The organism is Parvibaculum sp. (genome assembly GCF_040882025.1).
Lineage (GTDB): Bacteria > Pseudomonadota > Alphaproteobacteria > Parvibaculales > Parvibaculaceae > Parvibaculum.
The window spans coordinates 1-21,156 of sequence record NZ_JBBECC010000195.1 but is presented as its reverse complement, the minus strand read 5'-3'; the positions used below and the strand labels follow the sequence as shown (position 1 = coordinate 21,156).

The window sequence follows — 21,156 nt, the reverse complement described above, 5'->3', positions numbered from 1 at the left end:
ATCTGGCAGCCGGTGTCGTCCCCATGTTGAGTGTGGGCCGGCGGGGCTCACGGCGCAACAGCACCGGCACCGATTTACCGTGTTGACTTGGCGATGTGGCATAGCGCTATTAAAAGGCTCAATCAGGCGCTTTAACGGCTTGCGAAGACTTGATCATGGCATCGAACTTCAAAATCACACCGGAACATATTGCGCTGATGAAGGATGTGCTGATCGAGCATGTGCCGCATGCGAAGGCGCTGGGCATGACCGTCGTTAACGCCGCGCCCGATGAAGCTTGGCTTTCGGTGCCCTACGACGCGAAGCTCGTTGGCAATCCCGAGACCGGGGTCATTCACGGTGGCGTCATCACCTCGCTGCTCGACAATGCTTGCGGCATCGCTGTGCAATTGGCGCTGCCGGAGCGCATGTCGATCGCGACACTCGATCTCAGGATCGACTACATGAAACCGGCGACACCGCACCTCGAGCTTGTGGCGCATACGCATTGCTACAAGGTGACAACCAACATCGCCTTTGTGCGCGGTACCGCCTATCACACCGACGAAACCGATCCGATCGCGACCTGTGTCGGTACTTTCATGCTGGCCGCTAACCGCACCATGCCGATGCCAATGACGCCGGAGGCGGCGGCCGAAGCGCTGGCGATGCTGGCGGAGAAGAAAGGCGGCGTCGAGTGAGCAAGGAAAAAGAAGCGCCCGATATCGATGTGATGATGCAGGCGATTCCCTATGCGCGGTTTCTCGGAATTACCATCGACCAGCGTGGCAATGAGGTCACAACGGTGCTGCATTTCTCGCCACAACTCATCGGCAATCCGGTTCTGCCCGCGCTGCATGGCGGCGTGATCGGCGCGTTCCTCGAGACAACCGCAATCGCTCAACTCATCTTCGAAGCGGGCGAAGGCGCCTTGCCGAAACCCATCGGAATTACCATCGACTATCTACGCTCGGGCCGGCCGGTCGATACCTATGGCCGGGCCGAGATCACCAAGCAAGGGCGCCGCGTCGCCACCGTGCGCGCCGAAGCCTGGCAGGACGATCGCGCACGACCCATCGCGGTGGCGCATGGACATTTCCTGCTGAAGGCGGTGGACGAATTTGCCGACAAATGACCATCGACGACATCACACCGCCAGCCGGTTATCCGCATCTCAAATATGCGCAGATCGAGCGCGAACGGCGCTGGCTTTGTGACGGCGTTCCCGACCTGGCCCGCGCGTCAGGTATGTGCTTCGACATTGTCGATCTTTACATTCCGGACAGCGCGCTTCGTCTGCGCTCCGCTCAACCAATCGATGGCGGCATCAACTACCGGCGGCTTTCGAAGAAGACACAGCTGGCCGATCCACGACACAGCATCATCACCACGATCTATATGAGCGACGCCGAGTATGCACGGCTCTGGACACTGGGCGGGCTCACACTGAGAAAGCGACGCATCAATTTCGAAGTAGCCGGACGACGCATCGCTGTCGACCGGTTCGAGCCGCCGCTTCAAGGCCTTATCCTTGCCGAAGTTGAGTTTGAAGACGACGCGACGATGGAAACCTATCCCATGCCGTCATTCGCAAGGACTGAAGTGACAGCGGACGGGCGCTATGCCGGGTTTGCCCTGGCGCTCCGCGCCGCGGAAGCCGAGCCGAATATTCGCGACCTCATCGACGGACCTTCCTGAATGGCGATCGCGACGCCCGTATCGCGCGTGACACACCGAACGGTGCTGGCGATTGCCGCGCCGATCGTTCTGTCCAACATCTCGACGCCGCTTCTCGGCGTGGCCGACACCGCGGTGATGGGGCGGCTCGGGGATCCGAAATATATCGGCGCAGTCGCCATCGGTGCGCTGATCTTCACGATGGTCTTCTGGACCTTCGGATTCCTCCGCATGGGGACGACCGGGCTCACCGCACAGGCGCTGGGTGCGGAGGATGGCGAGGAGATCCGTGCCGCGCTCGGCCGGGCAATGTTGATTGCCGGCGGCGTGGGACTCGCGCTCATTCTCGTCCAATGGCCTGTCCGCGAGATTGCCTTCTTCCTGCTCGATGGGGGACCGGAGGTCGAGCCACTGGCGCGCAGCTATTTCGATATCCGTATCTGGAGTGCGCCAGCGGCACTCGCCAATTATGCGCTGGTCGGCTGGTTCATCGGGCTTGGCCGCGCCAGCGTCGCGCTGGCGCTGCAGGTGTTCCTCAACCTTGTGAATATCATTTTCAATATCCTGCTGGCGCTGGGACTCGGTTGGGGCGTGACCGGCATCGCCGCCGGGACACTGATTGCCGAAGTTTCTGCCGCGTTGCTGGGGCTTGCCGTCGCGGCGCGCTATCTGCGGTTTTATCCGGGCACCTGGACGCGGGCGCGGCTTCTGGATGCGGCACGGCTTGCGCGCACCATCGCGGTCAATCGCGACATCATGGTTCGGACCATCGTGTTGATGCTTTCTTTCGCCTGGTTCACGGCCAGGAGCGCCGAGGCCGGGCCGGTGACGCTTGCCGTCAATTCAATCCTGCTGCAATTCGTCACGGTGAGCGCATTTTTCCTCGATGGTTTCGCGCTCGCCGCCGAAGCGCTGGTGGGCAAGGCCGTGGGCGCAAGAAACCGGCAGGACTTCGACCTTTCGACGCGGCTTTCGACGCTGTGGGCAGCCGGGGTCGCGCTGGTGCTGTCGCTCGGCATCTTCGCCGCCGGAGGACCAATCATCGATTTTCTCAGCATCGATGTGGAAGTGCGCGCGGTGGCAAGGGTCTATCTCTTCTGGGCGGCGGCACTGCCTATCCTGTCCGTCTGGTGCTATCAGCTTGATGGAATTTTTATCGGGGCGACCCGGGGCCCGGAAATGCGCAACGCAGCGCTTGCTTCCAGCCTGATTTTCCTCGTGCTGTGGTGGCTGTTCCTGCCATATGGCAATCACGGGCTGTGGGCGGCGCTGGCTGGCTTCAACATCATGCGCGCGGCGACGCTGGGATTCTACTACCCCAGGCTGAGGCGAGGACTGGTGTAACGGGTTCCGGGCGGCACGTTTGTTCAACGAGCCGTGCGACCTTGCTCCTAGGCTCTCCGGGACACCAACTCCGGAGGAACCAGGATGAGCGCCACGACACTGCGAACGCAACCGCGCCTCTCGATCGAACATCTCTTCGAGCGCTATCACACAGGCTGGGAGGCGAAGAACCCCGGCTTCATCGCATCGACGCATTCCGAAGACACCCTCTTCTGGCTCCATGACGGGTCCGAGCCGATCAAGGGCCGGGAGGCGCTGCGGCGGTACTGCATCGCGACGTTCGAGGCGTACGACTTTTCCCAGGAAATGGGCCGCAGGCTCTTTGGCGCCGATCACTGGGTGTTCGAATGGACGATGGTCCTTCCCCTGACGGACAAGGAAGGCGCGCCGTTCACCGCGCGTGTCGAAATGCTCGACGTGGTGACCGTCAACAAGGCGGGCGAGGTGACCCGAAAGGACGTGTTCATGAATGGCGATCAGTCGCGGGCCGCCTTCGCGCGGGCCGGTATCGCCATCGAAGGCGGCATAAGGGCCTGAATGGCCGGGCCCGGCACGTTCCGCCGCCGCGAAATCTCCGCTACGGTGAACGCCGGGCCCGCACACCGGGCCGGGGACAGGCCATGAAGCGCAAAGCGCCGGCATTTCCGGACACCGTGCTTCCCATCGACACGGCGCAACTGGCCGCGCATGGGAACGCGGTGACATGCGTACTCGCCGGGTGGCGCGGCCCCGTCTCCGTCATGCGCGGCAACGACAACGTGACCGGCGAGTTGCTTCTGGTGCGGCCGGGTGTAGTGCACCCCGTGATCTGCAGTCCCGGCGGCGCCCAGGTTCTCTACCTAAACGGCCTCGCCTTTCCCGGCAACGAGGCCCTTGCCGTGCGGCTCGACGGTCCGCTCGCGGCCGTCGCAATGGACGCGGTGAACGGAAAACCCGAGGCCGGCCGGGAACTGCGCGACCGGTTGGGAGAAAAAGACGGCTATCCGGCCGATATCGCCGACATCGCCATTGCCGCGATGAACGATCCCATGGAACGGCTGACGCAGGTTCAGCTCATGCGCCGTCTGAACATGGAGCGCACGAGGGCGCTTCGCTATTTCAAGGCCGCGACGGGGCTTACCTTCCGGGACTTCAAGCGGTGGGCAGGCCTGCAGTTCGCGGCGCGGCAGATGATCGAGGGCGCGTCGATCCGGACGGCTGCAATGGATGCGGGTTTCTCGGACACCGCACATCTCTCGCGGACATTCCGGCTGATGTTCGGGCTTACGCCAAGTGACGCTCTGGAGGGGCTTCGTTCAAGACATTCCGCCGGGGAGCGCGCGCACGGCTAGCCGGCTGCGTCCGGCCTATAAAATGTCGAGCACGCTTTCGGGCGGGCGGCCGATCTTCGCTTTCGCCCCGGCGACGACGATGGGACGCTCGATCAGGATCGGGTTTTTGACCATAGCCTCGACGAGATTTTCGTCGGAGAGCTTTTCATTGTCGAGGCGAAGCGTCTTGTAGATCTCTTCACCCTTCCGCATCAGCTCGCGCGGCTTCATTTTCAACTTCTTCAGCAGTGCCCGAAGTTCGGGGGCGGTGGGCGGGGTCTTCAGATAGTCGATCACGACCGGCACATGACCCTGCTCTTCCAGAAGCGCCAGCGTCTGGCGCGATTTCGAACAGCGCGGATTGTGATAGATGACGGGCTTGGCCATTATTCCTCCTGAAGCTTGACGTCGGCGCCAACCGCATCCTTCAGATGCACGAAGCCGTCGGCGGCGAGATGGGCGGCCAGCTCGCGCTTGATACGCGCGATGAGGCCCGGGCCTTCATAGGTGAGCGCCGAGTAAAGCTGCAACAGCGAAGCACCGGCGCGGATTTTCATATAGGCGTCGCGGCCGTTCGAGATGCCGCCGGCACCAACAAGCGGCAGGCGGCCCTTGGTCAGCCGGTAGATGTCGGCAAGGACCGCGGTCGACATCGCGAAAAGCGGCGCGCCGGAAAGGCCGCCGGTTTCGTTTGCGTGGACACCGGATACCAAGTCGCCCCGCGCGGTCGTCGTGTTGGAGACGATCAAGCCATCGAGACCCTGAGCCAGCGTTACCTCTGCGATATCGACCAATTCTTCGGGATCAAGGTCGGGCGCAATTTTCAGGAGCACCGGCGTGCGGGTCTTGCGCACGGCCAGTACGCGGGCAATCAGCGTTTCGAGTTCGGCGCGGTTTTGCAGGCTGCGCAGGCCCGGCGTGTTGGGCGAGGAAATGTTGACCGTGAAATAGCTCGCAAGGCCTTCAAAGGCGTGGATGCCGGCCTCGTAGTCGGCAATGCGATCGGCCGCATCCTTGTTGGCGCCGATATTGACACCGATGACGCCCGGCCGCTTGCGGCGTGCTTCCAGGCGCTTCTTCAACGCCGCATGGCCTTTGTTGTTGAAGCCAAGACGATTGATAACTGCCCGATGTACCGGCAAGCGAAAGATGCGCGGACGCGGATTGCCCGATTGCGGCAGCGGTGTCACCGTGCCGACTTCGGCAAAACCCATTCCCATCGCCAGCATCGCATCGGGTACTTCGCCGTTCTTGTCGAAACCGGCGGCGATGCCGAGCGGGTTTTCGAAATGAAGACCGAAAACGTCGATGGCAAGCGAGGCGGGGTCGGCTTCACGCGGGTGAGGACCGAGCCCCATGCGAAGCGCCCGCAGCGTCAGCGCATGTGCCGTCTCCGGATCGAGCAGGCTCATGGCGGGCCGCGCCAGAGGGAAGATGTCGATGCGCATTATGCCTCAAGCTCCGGAAAGAGGTGCGTACCGCCCTCGCCGACCGGCAGCGGCTCGACGCGACGTACCGCATCGAGGGTCAATACGTCGTAGAGGTGAGGGAAGAGCGCGCCGCCGCGCGAGGGCTCCCATTTGAGCGCCTCGCCGAGCGCGGCAGCCTCGACGGCAACCAGCACGAGGCCCTTGCGGCCGGCAAAATGGCGGGCTGTCGTTTCGGCGACCTGCGCGGCGGTCGAAAAATGAATGAAGCCATCATCGATATCGACCGCCGAGCCGACGAAACGGCCTTCGGCCGCGGCGGCGAGCCATTCATGCTCGCTCACGATCTTGTAGATGAGGCTTGAAACTGGGGGCATGCCGGTCTTCCCGATTGGGGCGGCACTGTAACCATGGGGAGGCAGAGGGACAAGAAGCGGAAAATAGGAATTAACTCTCCAGACTTCTTGATTTTCCTGAATATATTCTCATAATTGTTATCGTTTCGACCTTGCAGGACCCACATGCTCATGGCTGACGCCCTGTCCCACGGCCGGCTCTGGACCGCGATCGATGCGCTGGCGTCCGCGCATGGCTTGACAGCATCCGGCCTTGCCAAATCGGCCGGGCTCGATCCCACGACCTTCAACAAGTCGAAACGCGTCACGGCGGCGGGGCGACCACGCTGGCCGAACACGGAAAGCCTTTCGCGTATCCTCAACGCGACCGGCTCCTCGCTTGAGGAATTTCTCGCGCTCGTGGCGAGCGGCGACTTTGCAGCCCGGCAGCGGAATGTGCCGTTAATCGGCCTCGCACAGGCGGGACATGGCGGCTATTTCGACGATGCGGGCTTTCCGGTTGGGGGCGGCTGGGAGGAAGTGGCCTTCCCCGAATTCAAGGACGAACATGCCTATGCGCTGGAAGTAAGTGGCGACAGCATGGCGCCCGTTTATCGCGATGGCGACGTCATCGTCGTATCGCCAGCCGCCGGTATCAGGCGCGGCGACCGCGTGGTCGTCAAGACGATCGCCGGTGAAGTGATGGCCAAGGTACTGGCGCGGCGGACAGCCAAAAGCGTCGAGCTGCATTCATTCAACCCTGCGCATGACGACCGGATATTGAAAGCCGAAGAGATTTTGTGGATGGCGCGGATCATTTGGGCCAGCCAGTAGGGATCAGCGCGTGCGGCCGACGCCGGGCCGCGTTTCGATGCGCGGGCCGGGCGCGGTAGCGCCGAAGCCATCGCGGCCGAGACGACGCGTGACGACGCGCAGCATTTGAGGGCGGTTGCGGCTTTCGACGGCGGCGGCAAGCTCGGTGGCGCCGTCGCGGAGAAACCGGTCGAGCGCGGTTTGCGGCGGGTGTTCCAGAATGGCGGCGAGCAACGCCTGTGCGCGGTCGATACGGGATTTCCCGCCGATGCCCGTTAGCTGAAGCGCATATTGCCAGGCGATGGAGGTGTTTCCCGGATCAAGCACCAGAGCGCGTTCGTAGGAGGCCTCGCCTGCCTCCACGCTCGCGCCATAAAGCGCCGCGCCGACAAGCCCGCCCGCATAGGCGATTTCCAGATGCCAGCCGCCCAGAGCCGCATGGGCCCAGGCATTGTCCGGCGCAAGGACGAGCGCCCGGTCGATATGTGCCCGCGCCTCGTCGCCATAGCCCGCCACATGCGCCATCAGCACACCCTCCCCACGCGCAACGAGACCGAGCGCGACGGCGAGGTAGAGATGACCTTCGGGACGCGCAGGATCGCGCAGAAGGGCCCGACGGGCATCGGCGAGCGCCCGGTCGAACGCTGCACGGCGGGCGGCGCCCACCGACACGAATTCGCCCTGCACAAGCTCCGCGCGGGCGGCGAAGGCATCGCCTTGCGATGTGTCGAGTTTGCGGGCGAGGAACGCCGCGCGGGGAAAAGCACCATCGTCGAAGGCCCTGGTCGCAGGAGCAAGGTCAGCGCTTGCGGCGAGAGCGGTCGTACCTAGCGCGAGAGAGAAGAGGAGAACCAGCATCCTCATCGCGCGAAAGCCTTGTCGAATATAAAGGGGTCGTCGAAATGGCGCTCGCCCACAAAGGCCGTTGCATGTGTGCCCCATTGGCGCATGGCGCCGGGACTTTCGATGCCGAGCGGCCAGAGCGTGAAGCGCTCCAGTCTTTCCGTATGCGGTACGATCCCCGTGGGACCGAAGAAGCTGCGGCGGCCGCCGTCCGGCAATGGCAGGGAACGCTCTCCGAAGGCAGGGGACGCCCATGCGGATTCAAGCTCATAGGTGGATGGCGTGGATGCTGCTTCTTTCGCGCCGAGATTGATCAGATAGTGGCTGACGGCGGCGAGGCGGAGATGGATGCGCTCGCCGGGCGGGAGACGCGGGGCGGAGATGGGCGAGAGCGGCGCTTCGCGCGTGTCGCGGTCTTCGGGCACGGGCACCCGGACGAGCGGCGCGACCGGGAAAAACATGTGATAGCAGCCGCAGGCATGGATCGCGTCGTAGATCAGCGGCTCGCCGTTTTCGTCGAGTGTCACGCGCCAGATGAAGCCATCGATGCGGCCGCCGAGAAGATCGAACTTCCCCTGCAGGGTTCGTGCTGGAAACCAGACATTGTAGACGAGTTGCGGCAACACCAAGCCCTCGAAACGCGTGTAGACGAGGCGCGTCGTTGCGACTGGGCTCGACACATCGACATCGGGGAGCAATTCGTCACCCTCGCGGCGCCAGACCGCTGAGCCGAGGCGATCGTCGTTGCTCTCTGTTTCGATTTCGAAGACGGGGGCAAAAGCGGCGGTCAAATGCGCTACGTCGCTTGCGGAGAATTTCGGGAGACCAAGGGCAGTGCGTGGTGCAGCGCGGACGATATGCGACGCCTCACTCGCATCCGCGCGCGCGCCGGGGTTGTAGACCATGATATTTTCCGACTTCGCATGCGGCTCGAACGAAAGCGCGAAGGATCTTGTGTTCTCGTCCTTCCACTGCGCATAGCCGATGGCGGCGCCGAGATTTGTGACCGGGTAAAGGCCGGCGGCACGCTGCCACTGATTGTAGTGGTTGGGTGCGACGGCGGCACGGACGAGCGCATCGCGCGCTTCCACCGTCCCCTCCAAAACTTCAACTTTCAGCAGGAGATCGCCGCAGCGGCTGGCAGCGGCACCGATCCCTTCTGGATCGGCGAGGCCGTGGCGCGCGGCGAGCGATGCGCGCGCGTCCGCTGACAAGTTCGCCGCTTCGATCAGCCTCGCCTTGTCATCGAGCCAGCGCAGATGGCCTACCCAGTCCTCGAAGGCGCCTGGCGCAACGAGTTCGTGGCGGAAGCTCGCAAGGAAGCGGTCGATGCGGAGATAGGGGAAGGTCTTTATGCGAGCGGCACCAGCATCGCCGACATCATGCGCGGCGACGGCCTCATCCATATCACCGATCAACGCAAGACAGCGAGCCCGCGGTGACCCGGCCGCCGGTTCGGCGCGCCAGTTCGGCACGGCGACGCAGCCGCCGAGCAAGCCGAGCGCAAACAATGCACCGATCCGTCGCGCAGAGAAACTCAACGGCGCGCACCTCTTGTTGACAACAAACAGCCGGCGCCATGTTCGGCCATGAGGCGTGGAGCCGCAATGGACCGGCGGCAGATTGCCGGGTGCGGCATGACAAATTTTCGCGATCAGGCTTTGGAGAGGTCTTCGCCCGCCAGCGAACGGCGGATCAGCGCCACGGTTTCTCCGACACCGTAGAGCTTGGTGAAGGTACCAAAACGCGGCCCCTGCTCCTCGCCAAGCAATACTTCATAGAGCGCCCTGAACCAGTCGCGCAGATTCGTGAATTCATGCGCCTTGCCGATTTCGTAGACGATATTTTGTAGCTCCTCACCGGATGCAGACGCGTCTGCTGCTTCGAGCCGCGCCGCCAGATCCTCCAACGCGGCACGTTCCTTGTCGGTCGGCGCCCGATACTTCTTTGCCGGTTTCACGAAGTCGTGGAAGTAGTTGATCGCGTAACCGACAAGCTGGTCGAGACGTGGATGATCTTCGGGGGTCGCGTCTGGCGCATAGTTGCGGATGAAGCCCCAGAGCACGTTCCGGTCTTCGGAATGGCTGGCGCTGGCAAGATTCAACAGCAACGAGAAGGTGATCGGCAGGTCCTGCACCGGCGGGTTGCCGCCATGAATATGGAAGGCTGCGTTGTTGAGGCGCTCGCGCAAATCCTGCTTCGGATAGGCCGTCAGCGCGCCGAGATACTCGTCGACATTGCGCGGAATGACATCGAAATAAAGCCGCTTGCCGGCACGCGGGCTCTGATACATGAAGTATTGCAGGCTTTCCGGGCTCGCGTAGCGCAGCCAGTCCTCGATCGAAAGACCATTGCCCTTCGACTTCGAGATCTTCTTGCCTTCCTCGTCGAGGAACAGCTCGTAGTTGAAACCTTCCGGCGGACGCTGGTTGCTCAATACGCGGTAAATGCGTGAGGCAAGTTTGACGGAATCAATGAGGTCCTTGCCTGCCATCTCGTAGTCGACGCCGAGCGCAACCCAGCGCATCGCCCAGTCGGCCTTCCATTGCAGCTTGCACTGGCCGCCGGTGACGGGCACTTCGACGACTTCGCCGGTATCGGGCTCCGCATAGCTCACCGTGCCCTTCTTCGCGTCACGTGCCAGAAGCGGCACCAACAACACATGGCCGGTGCGCGGGCTGACCGGGAGAATGGGACTGTAGCTCTGCTGGCGTTCCTCACGCAGGCTCGGCAGCATGATCTCCATGATCTCGTCGAACTTCTCAAGCACCTTCAACAGCGTTGCATCGAAACGGCCGGTCTTGTAGTACTCGGTCGAGCTGGCGAATTCATACTCGAAGCCGTAATTGTCGAGGAAGGCACGCAGTCGCGCGTTGTTATGTTCGCCGAAACTTGGATGCGTGCCGAAAGGGTCGGGCACTTTTGTCAACGGCATGTTGATGTAACCGGCCAACATCTCCTGGTTCGGCACATTGGTCGGCACCTTGCGCAGCCCGTCCATGTCGTCCGAAAAACAGAGAAGACGCGTCGGCACGCCAGGGGCGAGTATCTCGAAAGCTCGACGGACCATCGTGGTACGCGCCACCTCGCCGAAAGTGCCTATATGCGGCAAGCCGGAAGGGCCGTAACCTGTCTCGAAGAGAACCGTGCGGTTGGAGCTGCCTTCCTTCTCCAGCCGATCGACGATCTTGCGTGCTTCATCGAAGGGCCAAGCCTTGCTCACACGGGCCGCCTCCAGAAGCGTCGAGGGTGCTATCGCGGTTGTATTTGTTGACATATTTCGACTCGAAGGAATGACTTAAGGCTTTATCAAGCGCGCGGACCCTATGCTTAGCACACCCCTCCGTCAACGCGGCAATCCGAACCGGAAAGGTCGCGGGCGACCCGCTCCGGCGGCCTCTGAAGAAGGATCTGCGACCCCCGCCCGGAGACCCGGAAGTTGACCAAGACCGATCTGGACCAGGATTCGATCGAAGCCGAGACCGTTGGCGACCCCGCGACCATCGAGCCGACCGCTACGGTTCGCCGCGCCCATCCTATCGATGCCCGGATCGATGCCGAGCAGGTGCGCCTGCTGCTGGAGTTGGGCGAGGCCAGCCGTCTCACTGTTTTCGGCGGCATTCTTGTGGTGGGCCTCGCTTTTTGGCCGTATGCACCCCTCTGGACCATTGGTGTCGTCGCGGCCATCCAACTTGTTGCGCAAATTCTCTTCGATCGCGTGCGGGCGGGTTTTCGCGCTGACCCCGACGCCGTCGGCAATGCAACGCTTTGGGCAAAGCGTTACGCGCTCGTGACCATCGTCAGCGGTTCCACTTGGGGCGTCGGTTCGCTTCTGTGGCTGCCGGGCGCGTCCTTTACCCACGAGATATTCTACGTTCTGGTTCTGGCGTGCCTGGCCATGGCAACGGCCATTACACGCGCCAGTCACCCCCTTGCCGTCATCTACTACATCGCAGCATCCTGCCTGCCAACCGTCGGCATGTTGCTCTGGCGCGGCGATCCGCTGGCCATCGCGACAGTGGCGCTGGCGGGCATGTTCTTCGCCACCGTCGCCGGCTGGACACGACGCGTCAACAACAGCTATCGCGAAGCCTTCCGCCTGCGATTCGAGAACGCGGATCTTGTGGAGCGGATGGCGCGGGCCCATGCAGCGACTGAACAAAAACGCCGCGATGCCGAGGATGCAGAGACCCGTGCGAGAGCCGCGATGCGGGCAAAACAAGCATTCCTCGAAATCCTGAACCACGAGGTGCGGGCCCCCCTGGATGGGTTGAGCAATCTGGCGATACATCTTGCCGACGAGCCGTTGAGCGAGGGCCAGGCGAAGATCGCAAGATCGATGGGAGAGACCAGCCAGTTACTGCGTCGGTTGTTTGACGACATGATCGACCTATCGCAGATGGAAGCGCTTTCGCTGGAATTGAGGCCCCGACGTTTCGACCCTGTCGAGCTCGCGGGCAGCGTCGTGCGCATGATGAGGCACCGTGCGAGCGGACACGGATTGTCGCTCGAACTCGATGCGGCACCAGGCATCGATGCCGATATGTCCGCCGATGCCGACCGGGTCCGCCAGGTACTGACAAACCTGATCGACAACAGCATTAAATTTACCGACAAGGGCGGTATCGTCGTTCGCATCACCTCGATCCAGACGCCAAGCAACGACAAGGTTGTCAGATTTTCCGTGACCGACACCGGGCCCGGCCTTTCGGATGAATCCCGCGCGCAGCTTTTCGAAACCTTCTGGCAAGGCGGGGACGCGCGCGACTTTCGCTTCGACGGTGAGGCTGGCGGTATGGGTCTCGGCCTGCCGATCTGCGACCGTCTAGTGAGGCTGATGGGTGGCCAAATCGGCGTCGACAGTGCGCCGGGACAAGGCAGTACTTTCTGGTTCCTGCTACCGACGGAGCCCGGCGGCGCAGCAGAATATTTTTCCTCGCTCGCTGCCGGCGCCACGCCGCCGAAACGCCGGGCGCCGGAAAAGCTGATCGATCTCGGCCACCTCTACGAGATCGAGCGGGAGATCGGACCGGAGCGCATCACAGATCACCTGTTGTCCGGGCTCGAACGTGTGCTGACCCTGCATCGCGCCGTCGAAAGGGCGCGCATCGGACACGATGAAGTAGCGCTGGCGGAAGGCGCGCGCGCGTTGCAGGCCGCCGCCGACAAAATAGGCCTATCGGCGATTTCGCATGTAGCCGGCGACATCGAGATGGCGCTCGGCCATGGCGAGGCAGATGCCGCGATGCGCGACGTGCCGCGGCTGCAGCAGAAAATCACTGCCACATGGCGCGAACTCGCCAAGGCCTATCCGAGTCTCGCCAACTGATTTCATTCAGAGCCTGCACGTCTATACTCGCCGCCCATGTCCTTGCAGCCCCCATTCGATTCGCCGCACGGCCCGGTCGGCGGCGCTTTCCTGCCCGAGGCCCCGGCCATCGTACCGTCGCGAGCGGCCGGCGGCGCTGTGGTCGTCAGCGCCGAGGGCGAGGTCGACGAACTTGGATCCGAAGCGGCTCTGAAGCTGATCGAGCGGGAACCCGTCCTGCTGGTCCATGCCGGCTTCACGGCGCGGCGTATCGCCCGGGGACGGCCGTTTGGCGCACCGGGCCCCCATGCGCTTGATCTGATGGAACTCTTCGCCTTCGTCCATCCAGCCGAGCCGTGCCTGCCGACGCCGGAGGGACTTGCCCGCGCCCTTGGCCTCGATGCAGGCAATACACCGGAGACGCAAGCCATCATGCTGCATGCCGCAGCAGCGCAGATGCTCTTATGCCTGCAGGACCGCAACTTGCCAGACCGCCCGTCGGCGGCGCGCACGGCCTTCCGCATGGCCGAAGGCGGATGGGCGTGGGGACCGGGCGTCGTGGCAGCGCTCGCCGATGCCTTGGGACGGGAGGGGCGGCCACCCGCCGGCCGCGGCTTCGATATCTGGAATGAACTGCCGGAATGGGAAGAGCAGGCGCCTCGCGCACCAGCGGGCGCCTTGTCCATCAGCGATGCCGAGGCGCGGGCCCGGCTTGCCGAACTCGCTGGCGTGGATGCCGAGCAGCGTGAGGGCCAGGCTGAATTCGCCGGCGCTGCCGCCTTTGCCTTCGGGCCGCGTGAAGCCGTCGGCGCCCCCAATGTTGTCATCGCCGAGGCGGGCACGGGCATCGGCAAGACCATCGGCTACATTGCACCCGCGAGCCTCTGGGCAACGCGCAACAAGGGCACGGTATGGATCTCCACCTATACCAAGAACTTGCAGCGGCAACTCGATCAGGAGCTTTCGCGACTTTATCCCGATCCCGCTGAGAAAGCCGAGAAGACCGTGATCCGAAAGGGACGCGAAAACTATCTCTGCCTGCTCAACTTTGCCGAGTTGGCAGATCGGGCGGCTCTGGGCGGCGGCGCAACGGCCATCGGGCTTGTGGTGCGTTGGGCCAAGGCCAGCCGCGACGGCGACATGGTGGGCGGCGATTTTCCGGCATGGCTGGCAGGGCGTCTTGGCGGCGCGACCGGTCGCACAGGCCTTACCGACCGGCGCGGCGAATGCATCTATACCGCCTGCCCGCATTACCGAAAGTGCTTCATCGAACGCGCGATCCGCAAAGCGCGCCGCGCCGAGATCGTCGTCGCCAATCATGCGCTTGTCATACGACAAGCGGCGCTCGACCGGGCGATGGGACAGATTGCGCAAGCCAAGACAGCCGACATGGCAGGCGGCGCCGAGGATGAGGCGCCGAGCGGACGGGAAGCGCGATCACGCTTCGTCTTTGACGAAGGGCACCACATTTTTGATGCCGCCGACAGCGCCTTTTCAGCTGCGATTTCCGGCATGGAGACAGCAGAACTCAGGCGTTGGATTCGCGGAGCCGAAGGTCAACGAGGGAGACGCGGACGCGGCCTCGATGAGCGTATCGGCGACCTCATTGGCGGCGACAATCTGGCGGAAGATGCACTTGTAGCAGCACTTTCGGCCGCCGCTGCGCTGCCAGCTCCGGGCTGGACAGCGCGGCTCAAGGACGGGGCCCCTCGCGGCGCGGCCGAGAAGTTTCTCGTGCTGGTGCGCCAACAAGTTCATGCGCGGACCGAAGACAATGACAGTCCATTTTCTCTGGAGGCCGAGACCGATCCATCTGTGGCGGGACTCGCTGCGGCGGCAAGCGAACTTGATGCCGCCCTCGCGCGGCTTGTCGCACCGCTGCAGCTCATCGCCGAACGACTGCGTGCGCGGCTCGACGACGAGGCTGAAGACCTCGACACCGGTATGCGAATCCGCATGGATGCGGCGGCACGTGGGCTCGACCGGCGGGCGCGAATTCTCATTCCGGCATGGCGCTCAATGTTGGCCAGTCTCAATACTGCAACGCCCGAGGAATTCGTCGACTGGTTTTCGGTCGAGCGAATTTTTGGCCGCGAAGGCGATGTTGGCATGCATCGGCACTGGCGTGACCCGACGATCCCGTTCGCCAACGCCGTGCTCGAACCCGCGCATGGTGTGTTGATCACGTCGGCAACGCTACGCGACCGATTGATCGACGAGACCGAAGACGACGAAGGCTGGGAAACGGCCGAGATCAGAACAGGTGCCGCCCACCTGGCTTTGCCGGCGCGACGTGCCTTCATGGCGTCTCCCTTCGACTACGACAAGCAAGTGCGCATTTTCGTGGTGCGCGATGTAGCGCGTGATGACATGGATCAGGTCGCCTCGGCGTATCGCGAACTCTTTTGCGCAGCGGGCGGCGGGGCGCTTGGCCTTTTCACCGCCATTCATCGGTTGCGCACCGTGTACGAGAAAATAATTGTGCCGCTTGAGGAAGCAGGGCTAACGCTCTACGCGCAACACGTGGATGCACTGGACACAGGTACACTGGTCGACATTTTCCGTTCCGAGAAACATTCCTGCTTGCTCGGTACCGATGCAGTGCGCGACGGTGTCGACGTGCCGGGAGACGCGTTGCGCATGATCGTGTTCGACCGCGTGCCCTGGCCGCGGCCCGACATTCTGCACAAGGCGCGTCGCGAGGTCTTCGGCAAGGCACGTTATGACGACATGCTGACCCGCCTCAGGCTGAAACAGGCCTTCGGGCGGTTGATTCGGCGCGCTGGCGACCGGGGTGTCTTTGTCGCCCTCGATGCGCGGCTGCCTACCCGCCTGACTTCAGCATTCCCGCCGGGCGTCACCATTCATCGGGTAGGGCTCGCAGAGGCTATCGCCGAAGCGAGGGCCTTTCTCGGCGCCGCGCTTGCTCCAGATCAGCCCTGACTCTAAGCTCCCGGCAAATCGAACCAAGGAAGCCTCATGTCGACGATTTCTCCCGAGAATGCCCTCATTTACATCATGGTGACGATGAGCGCCGTCGATCGCGCGATGAGCGATAATGAACTGCGCGATATAGGCACCATTGTCCAGACACTGCCTGCGTTCCGCGACTTCAATCCCGAGCGGCTAATCCCGGTGGCAAAGGAGTGCGCGGTAATCCTGCAAGAAGATGGCGGGCTCGACGCCGTTTTCGGGCTCGCGAAAGACGCGCTACCGCCGCATCTGCGTGAGACAGGTTATGCACTAGCCGTCGAAATCGCGACCTCCGATCTTGCCGTCGGTGCAGAAGAAATCCGGCTGCTACAATTGCTGCGCGATACGCTTGACATCGACAAGCTCACGGCCGCTGCGATCGAACGCGGTGCGCGCGCGCGACACATGCCCCTCTGACAGGTTAAATACAGGAGCCGGATCCCGTTTCGCGCATTTCGTCGTCGATGCGATCGAAGAAGATGCGGACGCAATGCGAGAAGCCATCGAACCGGTCGACCTCGCGATGGATCATCACCGGCACGTCACCGCTCCACGTATAAACATCCACACCGCCCTCTGCAGCGCTTGAGCGCCAGCGGCTAAAAATTTCATGGGTTTCCGAATCGAATTCAGGCGAGACGATTTTATCGAGCCCCGGGGCTTTCCATGAAAGGTTCTTCTTGGATCAACCAGAGCCAGTTGCGATAGAGCACATTGGGGCCGGCCGTTCCTCCAGCAATCAGGCGCATGTCGAGATAGCCGTCAAAATCCATGTCGATAAGTTCGAAGCCGGCATTGTCGATCTGGGTTGCCGTACGGGCATCGAGGCCGGCGATCACCTGGAACGGCTCGGCGCGGTCTTCCTGACGGATCAAAATGCCGGTGACAACGCGCTCGCCGCTCTTCGGGGCGAGATGCCAACGCAAATCGAAGAAAAACTGCGCCAAACCCGGGTTGACTCGGCTCAGGCAGACGGTCGGCCCGGCCTGAGCGTCGCCGAGCAGTCCCCTGCAGGCAAAGCCGCCCTGAACGGCTTCGTCCCCCCTGCCCGAAACAGGCGCCGTTGCGGCAACTGGCACCGCTTCGACCGTGTACTCGCCCACGCCGGTTGGCGGCGCCTCGGCCCAACCGGCAATACTTTCTGTCCTACCGTCACTCCAAGCCGGCACCATCAGCAAAGCCAAAATCAAGCCGCCAAAACAAACACCGCCTCGCATCGCAGCCGTCCCTTCCGGACTCATACATCCGAGTTTCGCACTGCATTTTTTCCTGCTGTGCCGAAACCGGGCCCTTTTTTTTGACGAACAAGCGACCCTATAGTTGCGATCCCACGACGGCTTGGCGCACTCTCCGGGGTCAACGCAGGACGAAACCGAATCCAATGACCGAATTCCTGTCGCTCCACGAACCCCTGTTCCGGCTTACCATCTCTGCGACGGTACTGGCGGTAATGGTGCTTTGGGAACTGGCCGCGCCGCGCCGGATACTGCGGATGTCGCGTTGGCAGCGCTGGCCAACCAACATGGCGCTTTCGGCGCTCGGCACTTTGCTTGTGCGGCTCGCCTTGCCCCTTGTCGCGGTGGCGACGGCCATCGAAGCGGAGCGCCAAGGCTTGGGCCTATTCAACTGGGCCGGCGCACCGACCGTCCTCGCAATTCCGCTTTCGATGATCATGCTCGATGCGCTCGTTTATGCCCAGCATGTCATCTTTCACCGGTTGGGCCTTCTGTGGCGACTGCACCGGGTTCATCACGCCGATCCCGATTTCGACGTGACAACCGGCATCCGCTTCCATCCGGTAGAAATACTAATCAGCATGTGTATTAAAATACTGGCGGTGGCGCTGCTTGGCGCTCCAGTCGTGGCGGTGATCCTTTTCGAAGTACTGCTCAACGCGGCGGCGATGTTCAACCATTCGAATGTGCGGTTGCCCGTCGCCGTTGACCGGATTTTGCGGTGGCTCGTCGTGACACCCGATATGCACAGGGTACATCATTCGATCCATCAGGACGAACACGACATGAATTTCGGATTCAGTCTGTCGATCTGGGACCACCTCTTCGGCACCTACCGGGCTGAACCGCGCGACGGTCACGAAGCCATGCAGATCGGGCTCGCGGCGTTCCCGGCACCAGTACCGGCCGGCCTCGGTTGGAGCCTTATAAATCCCTTGTCAAACGCCGCAGGCGGCCGGGAGAGGCGGATATGAAGCGGCTGTGTCTGCTGCGCCATGCAAAATCGGACTGGGGTGACCCAGTGAAGGACGATTTTGATCGGCCGCTCAACGCACGCGGCGCCAAGGCGGCCGATTTCATGGCCGGCTTCATTGCCAATTCACCGTTTCGGCCCGACACCATTCTCTGTTCGGCGGCAGCGCGCGCGATAGAAACCTGCGCGCCGCTTGCCGCGCGGTTGGGTGAGACGGTTCCCATCTTCTATCGTGACGAGCTCTATCATGCGATGCCCGAGGTTATGCTCGACGAAATCCGGCATGCGCCTGACCACACACAAACGTTGCTGGTCATCGCCCACAATCCGGGGCTTGTGTTGCTGGCAATGGCTCTGGCCGAAGACCCGGACGAGGCGACAGCCCTGCGCATTGCGCATGGCGTGCCGACCGGCGGCTTCATTGTTTTCGAATTCGATATAGAACGTTGGGACGACGTCGTCGAAGGCAAGGGCCGGAGCGTCTTCTTCGGACGACCGCGCGACCTGATGGCAGAAGAGAACGGGTGAACGTCTTCCTCAATAGATATTGTTGGCGAAGTAGCGCGCGTTGATGCGGGCATAGGTGCCGTCGGCAACAAGTTCTTCGAGTGCCGCGTTGATCCTGTCTCGCAGCACTTTGTCGTCGACGCGGAGCGCAATGCCCGCGCCCTCCCCGAACCACGCCGGGTCCGCGTAACCCGATCCGACCAGTCGACAGCATGCCGCCCCACTGCCCGATGCTGTCCAGCGCGATAAAACGTTTCGGTCAGCGAAGAGAAGATCCGCGCGACCGGCCGCTAGCGCATCCTGCGCCTCAGCGAGTGTGGGCAAGGCCAGTGGCGCGGCCTCCGGGAACCGCGTCCGAATATAGGCGTGATGCACCGAACCCGCTTGAACTGCAATCTGCTTACCGGCGAGTGCGGCTGGGGTCGCGGCGACTGGTACGTTCGAACGCCGCGATGCGAAATGACCCGGCGTCGAATAATAGCGCTCCGTGAAGATAATTTCGTCGTCAGCCACCGGCGCCTCGCGTCCGGGTACCGGGATCAGCATCGAGGCGACAACCGCGTCGCCCTCACCACGCTTGAGCGCCGGCAGCAGTTCGCTCCATGGACGAAGCTCAAAGATGCATTCGGCCTTGAGGCGCGCGCACAAGGCAAGGGCAATCTCGATATCAAAGCCCGTGAGTTCGCCCCTGCCGTCGCGATAGTTGAACGGGCGATAGTCACCTTCGGTAAGGAGACGCAGCTTTTCGACCTCGGGGACAGACACGGCAACCGGGGCTCGGGTAGGATGGGGCAGAGGAAGCTGGAGGGCGGCATATTGTTCGGTTGTCAACGGGGACGTCTGTGGAGGCGCCAGATCGACCGCCAGCGCGATCGGCCCGTCAGCCCAAGGCAATGGGGCGCCGTCATAGAGACGCGCCAGCGCGCCCGCCAGCAGGATAATCGCGATGGTGTTGAGATAGAGCAGAAATCGCATAGCCGTCCAAACTGCTCCGGCGGCGGCAACCCCACCGACCAGATTGTCTCAATATGACACATCAAAGCGACCATTTTTGAGTCGCATCGAAAACCTGTCCTTTTTCAACCTCCGACAAGCAAGGACCATACCCTCCCCATTTGGCCTATTAAGGTTACGGCAGATCTATACTAGCCTTCAATTTCCGTAATCCGGTTGCGTTCTGTCCCGTACACCATCAAACGTTCGAACCTCCGGGGATATCAATTGCAGAACGGGAACAATTCCGACGGCCACACGGTCATGTCCGCTGCCATGCATGTGGACGACCAGCGTTGGCGGGGACGGCAGCTTTCGGCTGGCACGCGGCCGTTGATTGGTGAACTTGCTGTCGCGTCCGGGCTGACACCGCCCGATGTCATTGCCGGGGCGCTCGACCGACAGCGCCAATGGGGGACATCGATCGGCCGGATCATGATCAGCACCGGCGTGGCGCGGCATATCGATATGGCGCGCCTCTATGCAGCACAGCAGGACATTCCGTTCGTCAATCTTCTGACAGATCCGCCCGATGTGACGCTGCGGCAAGCAGCGAAGCTTGATTTCTATCTGCGCGAGCAATGCTTGCCTTGGCGACGGCTCGGTCTCGAGACAATCTATGTCGCGGCAGATCCCGCAGCGGCGCGCGAAGCAATTGCGCAGCACGAGGGACGTCCGCAGCCTGTTTTTGTTACGTCGCCGCACGATATCAACCGGACGATAGTGAATGAGTTCGGCGATGCGCTCGGTGAACGGGCGATTTTCGATCTCGCACGACGTATGCCGGAAAGTTCAGCCGTGAAGCCGGTTACCCGTCAGCAAGCAATCGTGCTGACAGGCATTGCCTTGCTCGCGACCGCCGCCTTCGCCAGCATGCCAGAAAGCACCCTGATCGTGCTCAACATAGCATTTGGTTTGTGTTTTTCGGCAATCGCGATTTTGAAATACACATCGATCTTCGTTGGCCTCATGGCACGACCAGCCGATGAGGAACGCGCTTATGAGAGGTACGGTGCGCCTTGCGACGCGGACCTGCCCGTCTATACCGTCATGGTGCCACTCTTCGATGAAGCGCGTGTTCTACCGATCGTCACGCGGGCACTGCAGAATCTCGATTACCCGTCTTCGAAACTCGACATCAAGATCGTTTTCGAGGAGAGCGATATCGAGACATGGGAAGCTGCAAAGGCACTGAAACTGCCTGACCATTTCGAGTTCGTTCGCGTTCCGACAAGTTTGCCGCGGACGAAACCCAAGGCATGCAACTTCGCCTTGCCCTTTGCTCGCGGCGAGTTTCTCGTCATTTACGACGCAGAAGACATGCCCGAACCTCAACAGCTCAAGAAAGCTGTCGCCGCGTTCTCATTGGGAGATGAGACGCTTGCCTGTGTACAGGCACAACTCAATTACTACAACTGGAACGAGAACTGGATGACGCG

The 21,156-nt window shown here is 62.2% G+C and carries 22 protein-coding genes; 13 read left to right on the top strand and 9 right to left on the bottom strand.

Features of this window, described 5'->3' with window-relative positions; genetic code table 11:
* Positions 1–155 precede the first annotated feature (155 nt).
* From WEB61_RS14930 to WEB61_RS14905, 6 genes are all read left to right on the top strand, one after another.
* Positions 156–680: a PaaI family thioesterase gene (locus tag WEB61_RS14930; protein ID WP_368065136.1), complete on the top strand. Its 525-nt coding sequence runs from the start codon at positions 156–158 to the stop codon at positions 678–680.
* On the top strand, positions 677–1,114 hold the full coding sequence (locus WEB61_RS14925) for a PaaI family thioesterase (RefSeq protein WP_368065135.1): 438 nt from the start codon (positions 677–679) through the stop codon (positions 1,112–1,114). Before WEB61_RS14930 ends, WEB61_RS14925 begins: the two co-directional genes overlap by 4 nt.
* Positions 1,111–1,677: a hypothetical protein gene (locus WEB61_RS14920; protein WP_368065134.1), complete on the top strand. Its 567-nt coding sequence runs from the start codon at positions 1,111–1,113 to the stop codon at positions 1,675–1,677. Before WEB61_RS14925 ends, WEB61_RS14920 begins: the two co-directional genes overlap by 4 nt.
* Positions 1,678–3,000 carry an MATE family efflux transporter gene (locus WEB61_RS14915; protein ID WP_368065133.1) on the top strand — a complete coding sequence of 441 codons (1,323 nt, stop codon included), beginning with the start codon at positions 1,678–1,680 and terminating at the stop codon, positions 2,998–3,000.
* An 84-nt stretch (positions 3,001–3,084) separates the two neighbouring features.
* Positions 3,085–3,537, top strand: coding sequence for a nuclear transport factor 2 family protein (locus WEB61_RS14910; RefSeq protein ID WP_368065132.1), 453 nt, complete (start codon positions 3,085–3,087; stop codon positions 3,535–3,537).
* Positions 3,538–3,620: 83 nt separating this feature from the next.
* Positions 3,621–4,331: a helix-turn-helix domain-containing protein gene (locus WEB61_RS14905; RefSeq protein ID WP_368065131.1), complete on the top strand. Its 711-nt coding sequence runs from the start codon at positions 3,621–3,623 to the stop codon at positions 4,329–4,331.
* A gap of 15 nt (positions 4,332–4,346) precedes the next feature.
* Here the strand turns inward: WEB61_RS14905 and arsC are convergent, their stop codons facing one another.
* The 3 genes from arsC to WEB61_RS14890 are packed head-to-tail and all read right to left on the bottom strand — an operon-like array spanning position 4,347 to position 6,114.
* Entirely contained in the window at positions 4,347–4,697 is a 351-nt protein-coding gene (gene arsC / locus WEB61_RS14900) for an arsenate reductase (glutaredoxin) (protein WP_368065130.1), read from the bottom strand.
* Complete coding sequence (locus WEB61_RS14895) at positions 4,697–5,752, bottom strand: quinone-dependent dihydroorotate dehydrogenase (protein ID WP_368065168.1); 1,056 nt, start codon at positions 5,750–5,752, stop codon at positions 4,697–4,699. Before WEB61_RS14895 ends, arsC begins: the two co-directional genes overlap by 1 nt.
* A 5-nt stretch (positions 5,753–5,757) precedes the next feature.
* The gene (locus WEB61_RS14890; protein WP_368065129.1) at positions 5,758–6,114 is read right to left on the bottom strand and encodes a DUF952 domain-containing protein; all 357 of its coding nucleotides are present in this window, start codon (positions 6,112–6,114) and stop codon (positions 5,758–5,760) included.
* Between the two features lie 150 nt (positions 6,115–6,264).
* On the opposite strand from WEB61_RS14890, the gene WEB61_RS14885 reads away from it, so the two are divergent.
* Positions 6,265–6,906 (top strand): helix-turn-helix transcriptional regulator, encoded by a 642-nt coding sequence (locus WEB61_RS14885; protein ID WP_368065128.1) that lies wholly within the window; start codon positions 6,265–6,267, stop codon positions 6,904–6,906.
* Positions 6,907–6,909: 3 nt separating this feature from the next.
* Here the strand turns inward: WEB61_RS14885 and WEB61_RS14880 are convergent, their stop codons facing one another.
* From WEB61_RS14880 to WEB61_RS14870, 3 genes are all read right to left on the bottom strand, one after another.
* Positions 6,910–7,749, bottom strand: a complete 840-nt coding sequence (locus WEB61_RS14880) for a hypothetical protein (RefSeq protein WP_368065127.1) — start codon at positions 7,747–7,749, stop codon at positions 6,910–6,912.
* Positions 7,746–9,269, bottom strand: coding sequence for a hypothetical protein (locus tag WEB61_RS14875; RefSeq protein WP_368065126.1), 1,524 nt, complete (start codon positions 9,267–9,269; stop codon positions 7,746–7,748). The genes WEB61_RS14880 and WEB61_RS14875 overlap by 4 nt, the downstream gene beginning before the upstream one ends.
* 113 nt (positions 9,270–9,382) lie before the next feature.
* On the bottom strand, positions 9,383–11,005 hold the full coding sequence (locus tag WEB61_RS14870; RefSeq protein ID WP_368065125.1) for a lysine--tRNA ligase: 1,623 nt from the start codon (positions 11,003–11,005) through the stop codon (positions 9,383–9,385).
* Positions 11,006–11,167: 162 nt separating this feature from the next.
* On the opposite strand from WEB61_RS14870, the gene WEB61_RS14865 reads away from it, so the two are divergent.
* The 3 genes from WEB61_RS14865 to WEB61_RS14855 are packed head-to-tail and all read left to right on the top strand — an operon-like array spanning position 11,168 to position 16,426.
* Positions 11,168–13,057, top strand: coding sequence for a sensor histidine kinase (locus WEB61_RS14865; protein ID WP_368065124.1), 1,890 nt, complete (start codon positions 11,168–11,170; stop codon positions 13,055–13,057).
* Between the two features lie 36 nt (positions 13,058–13,093).
* Positions 13,094–15,979: an ATP-dependent DNA helicase gene (locus WEB61_RS14860; protein ID WP_368065123.1), complete on the top strand. Its 2,886-nt coding sequence runs from the start codon at positions 13,094–13,096 to the stop codon at positions 15,977–15,979.
* A 36-nt stretch (positions 15,980–16,015) separates the two neighbouring features.
* On the top strand, positions 16,016–16,426 hold the full coding sequence (locus WEB61_RS14855) for a tellurite resistance TerB family protein (protein WP_368065122.1): 411 nt from the start codon (positions 16,016–16,018) through the stop codon (positions 16,424–16,426).
* Positions 16,427–16,430: 4 nt separating this feature from the next.
* On the opposite strand, the gene WEB61_RS14850 is transcribed toward WEB61_RS14855, so the two are convergent.
* Positions 16,431–16,577: a hypothetical protein gene (locus WEB61_RS14850; RefSeq protein ID WP_368065121.1), complete on the bottom strand. Its 147-nt coding sequence runs from the start codon at positions 16,575–16,577 to the stop codon at positions 16,431–16,433.
* Between the two features lie 76 nt (positions 16,578–16,653).
* The gene (locus WEB61_RS14845; RefSeq protein WP_368065120.1) at positions 16,654–17,187 is read right to left on the bottom strand and encodes a hypothetical protein; all 534 of its coding nucleotides are present in this window, start codon (positions 17,185–17,187) and stop codon (positions 16,654–16,656) included.
* 203 nt (positions 17,188–17,390) lie between these two features.
* On the opposite strand from WEB61_RS14845, the gene WEB61_RS14840 reads away from it, so the two are divergent.
* Positions 17,391–18,218: a sterol desaturase family protein gene (locus WEB61_RS14840; RefSeq protein WP_368065119.1), complete on the top strand. Its 828-nt coding sequence runs from the start codon at positions 17,391–17,393 to the stop codon at positions 18,216–18,218.
* Positions 18,215–18,745 (top strand): histidine phosphatase family protein, encoded by a 531-nt coding sequence (locus tag WEB61_RS14835; RefSeq protein WP_368065118.1) that lies wholly within the window; start codon positions 18,215–18,217, stop codon positions 18,743–18,745. The genes WEB61_RS14840 and WEB61_RS14835 overlap by 4 nt, the downstream gene beginning before the upstream one ends.
* Positions 18,746–18,754: 9 nt before the next feature.
* On the opposite strand, the gene WEB61_RS14830 is transcribed toward WEB61_RS14835, so the two are convergent.
* On the bottom strand, positions 18,755–19,699 hold the full coding sequence (locus WEB61_RS14830) for a transporter substrate-binding domain-containing protein (RefSeq protein WP_368065117.1): 945 nt from the start codon (positions 19,697–19,699) through the stop codon (positions 18,755–18,757).
* A 453-nt stretch (positions 19,700–20,152) separates the two neighbouring features.
* Here WEB61_RS14830 and WEB61_RS14825 point away from each other — a divergent pair.
* On the top strand, positions 20,153–21,156 hold a 1,004-nt coding region (locus tag WEB61_RS14825), incomplete at its 3' end, for a glycosyltransferase (protein WP_368065116.1).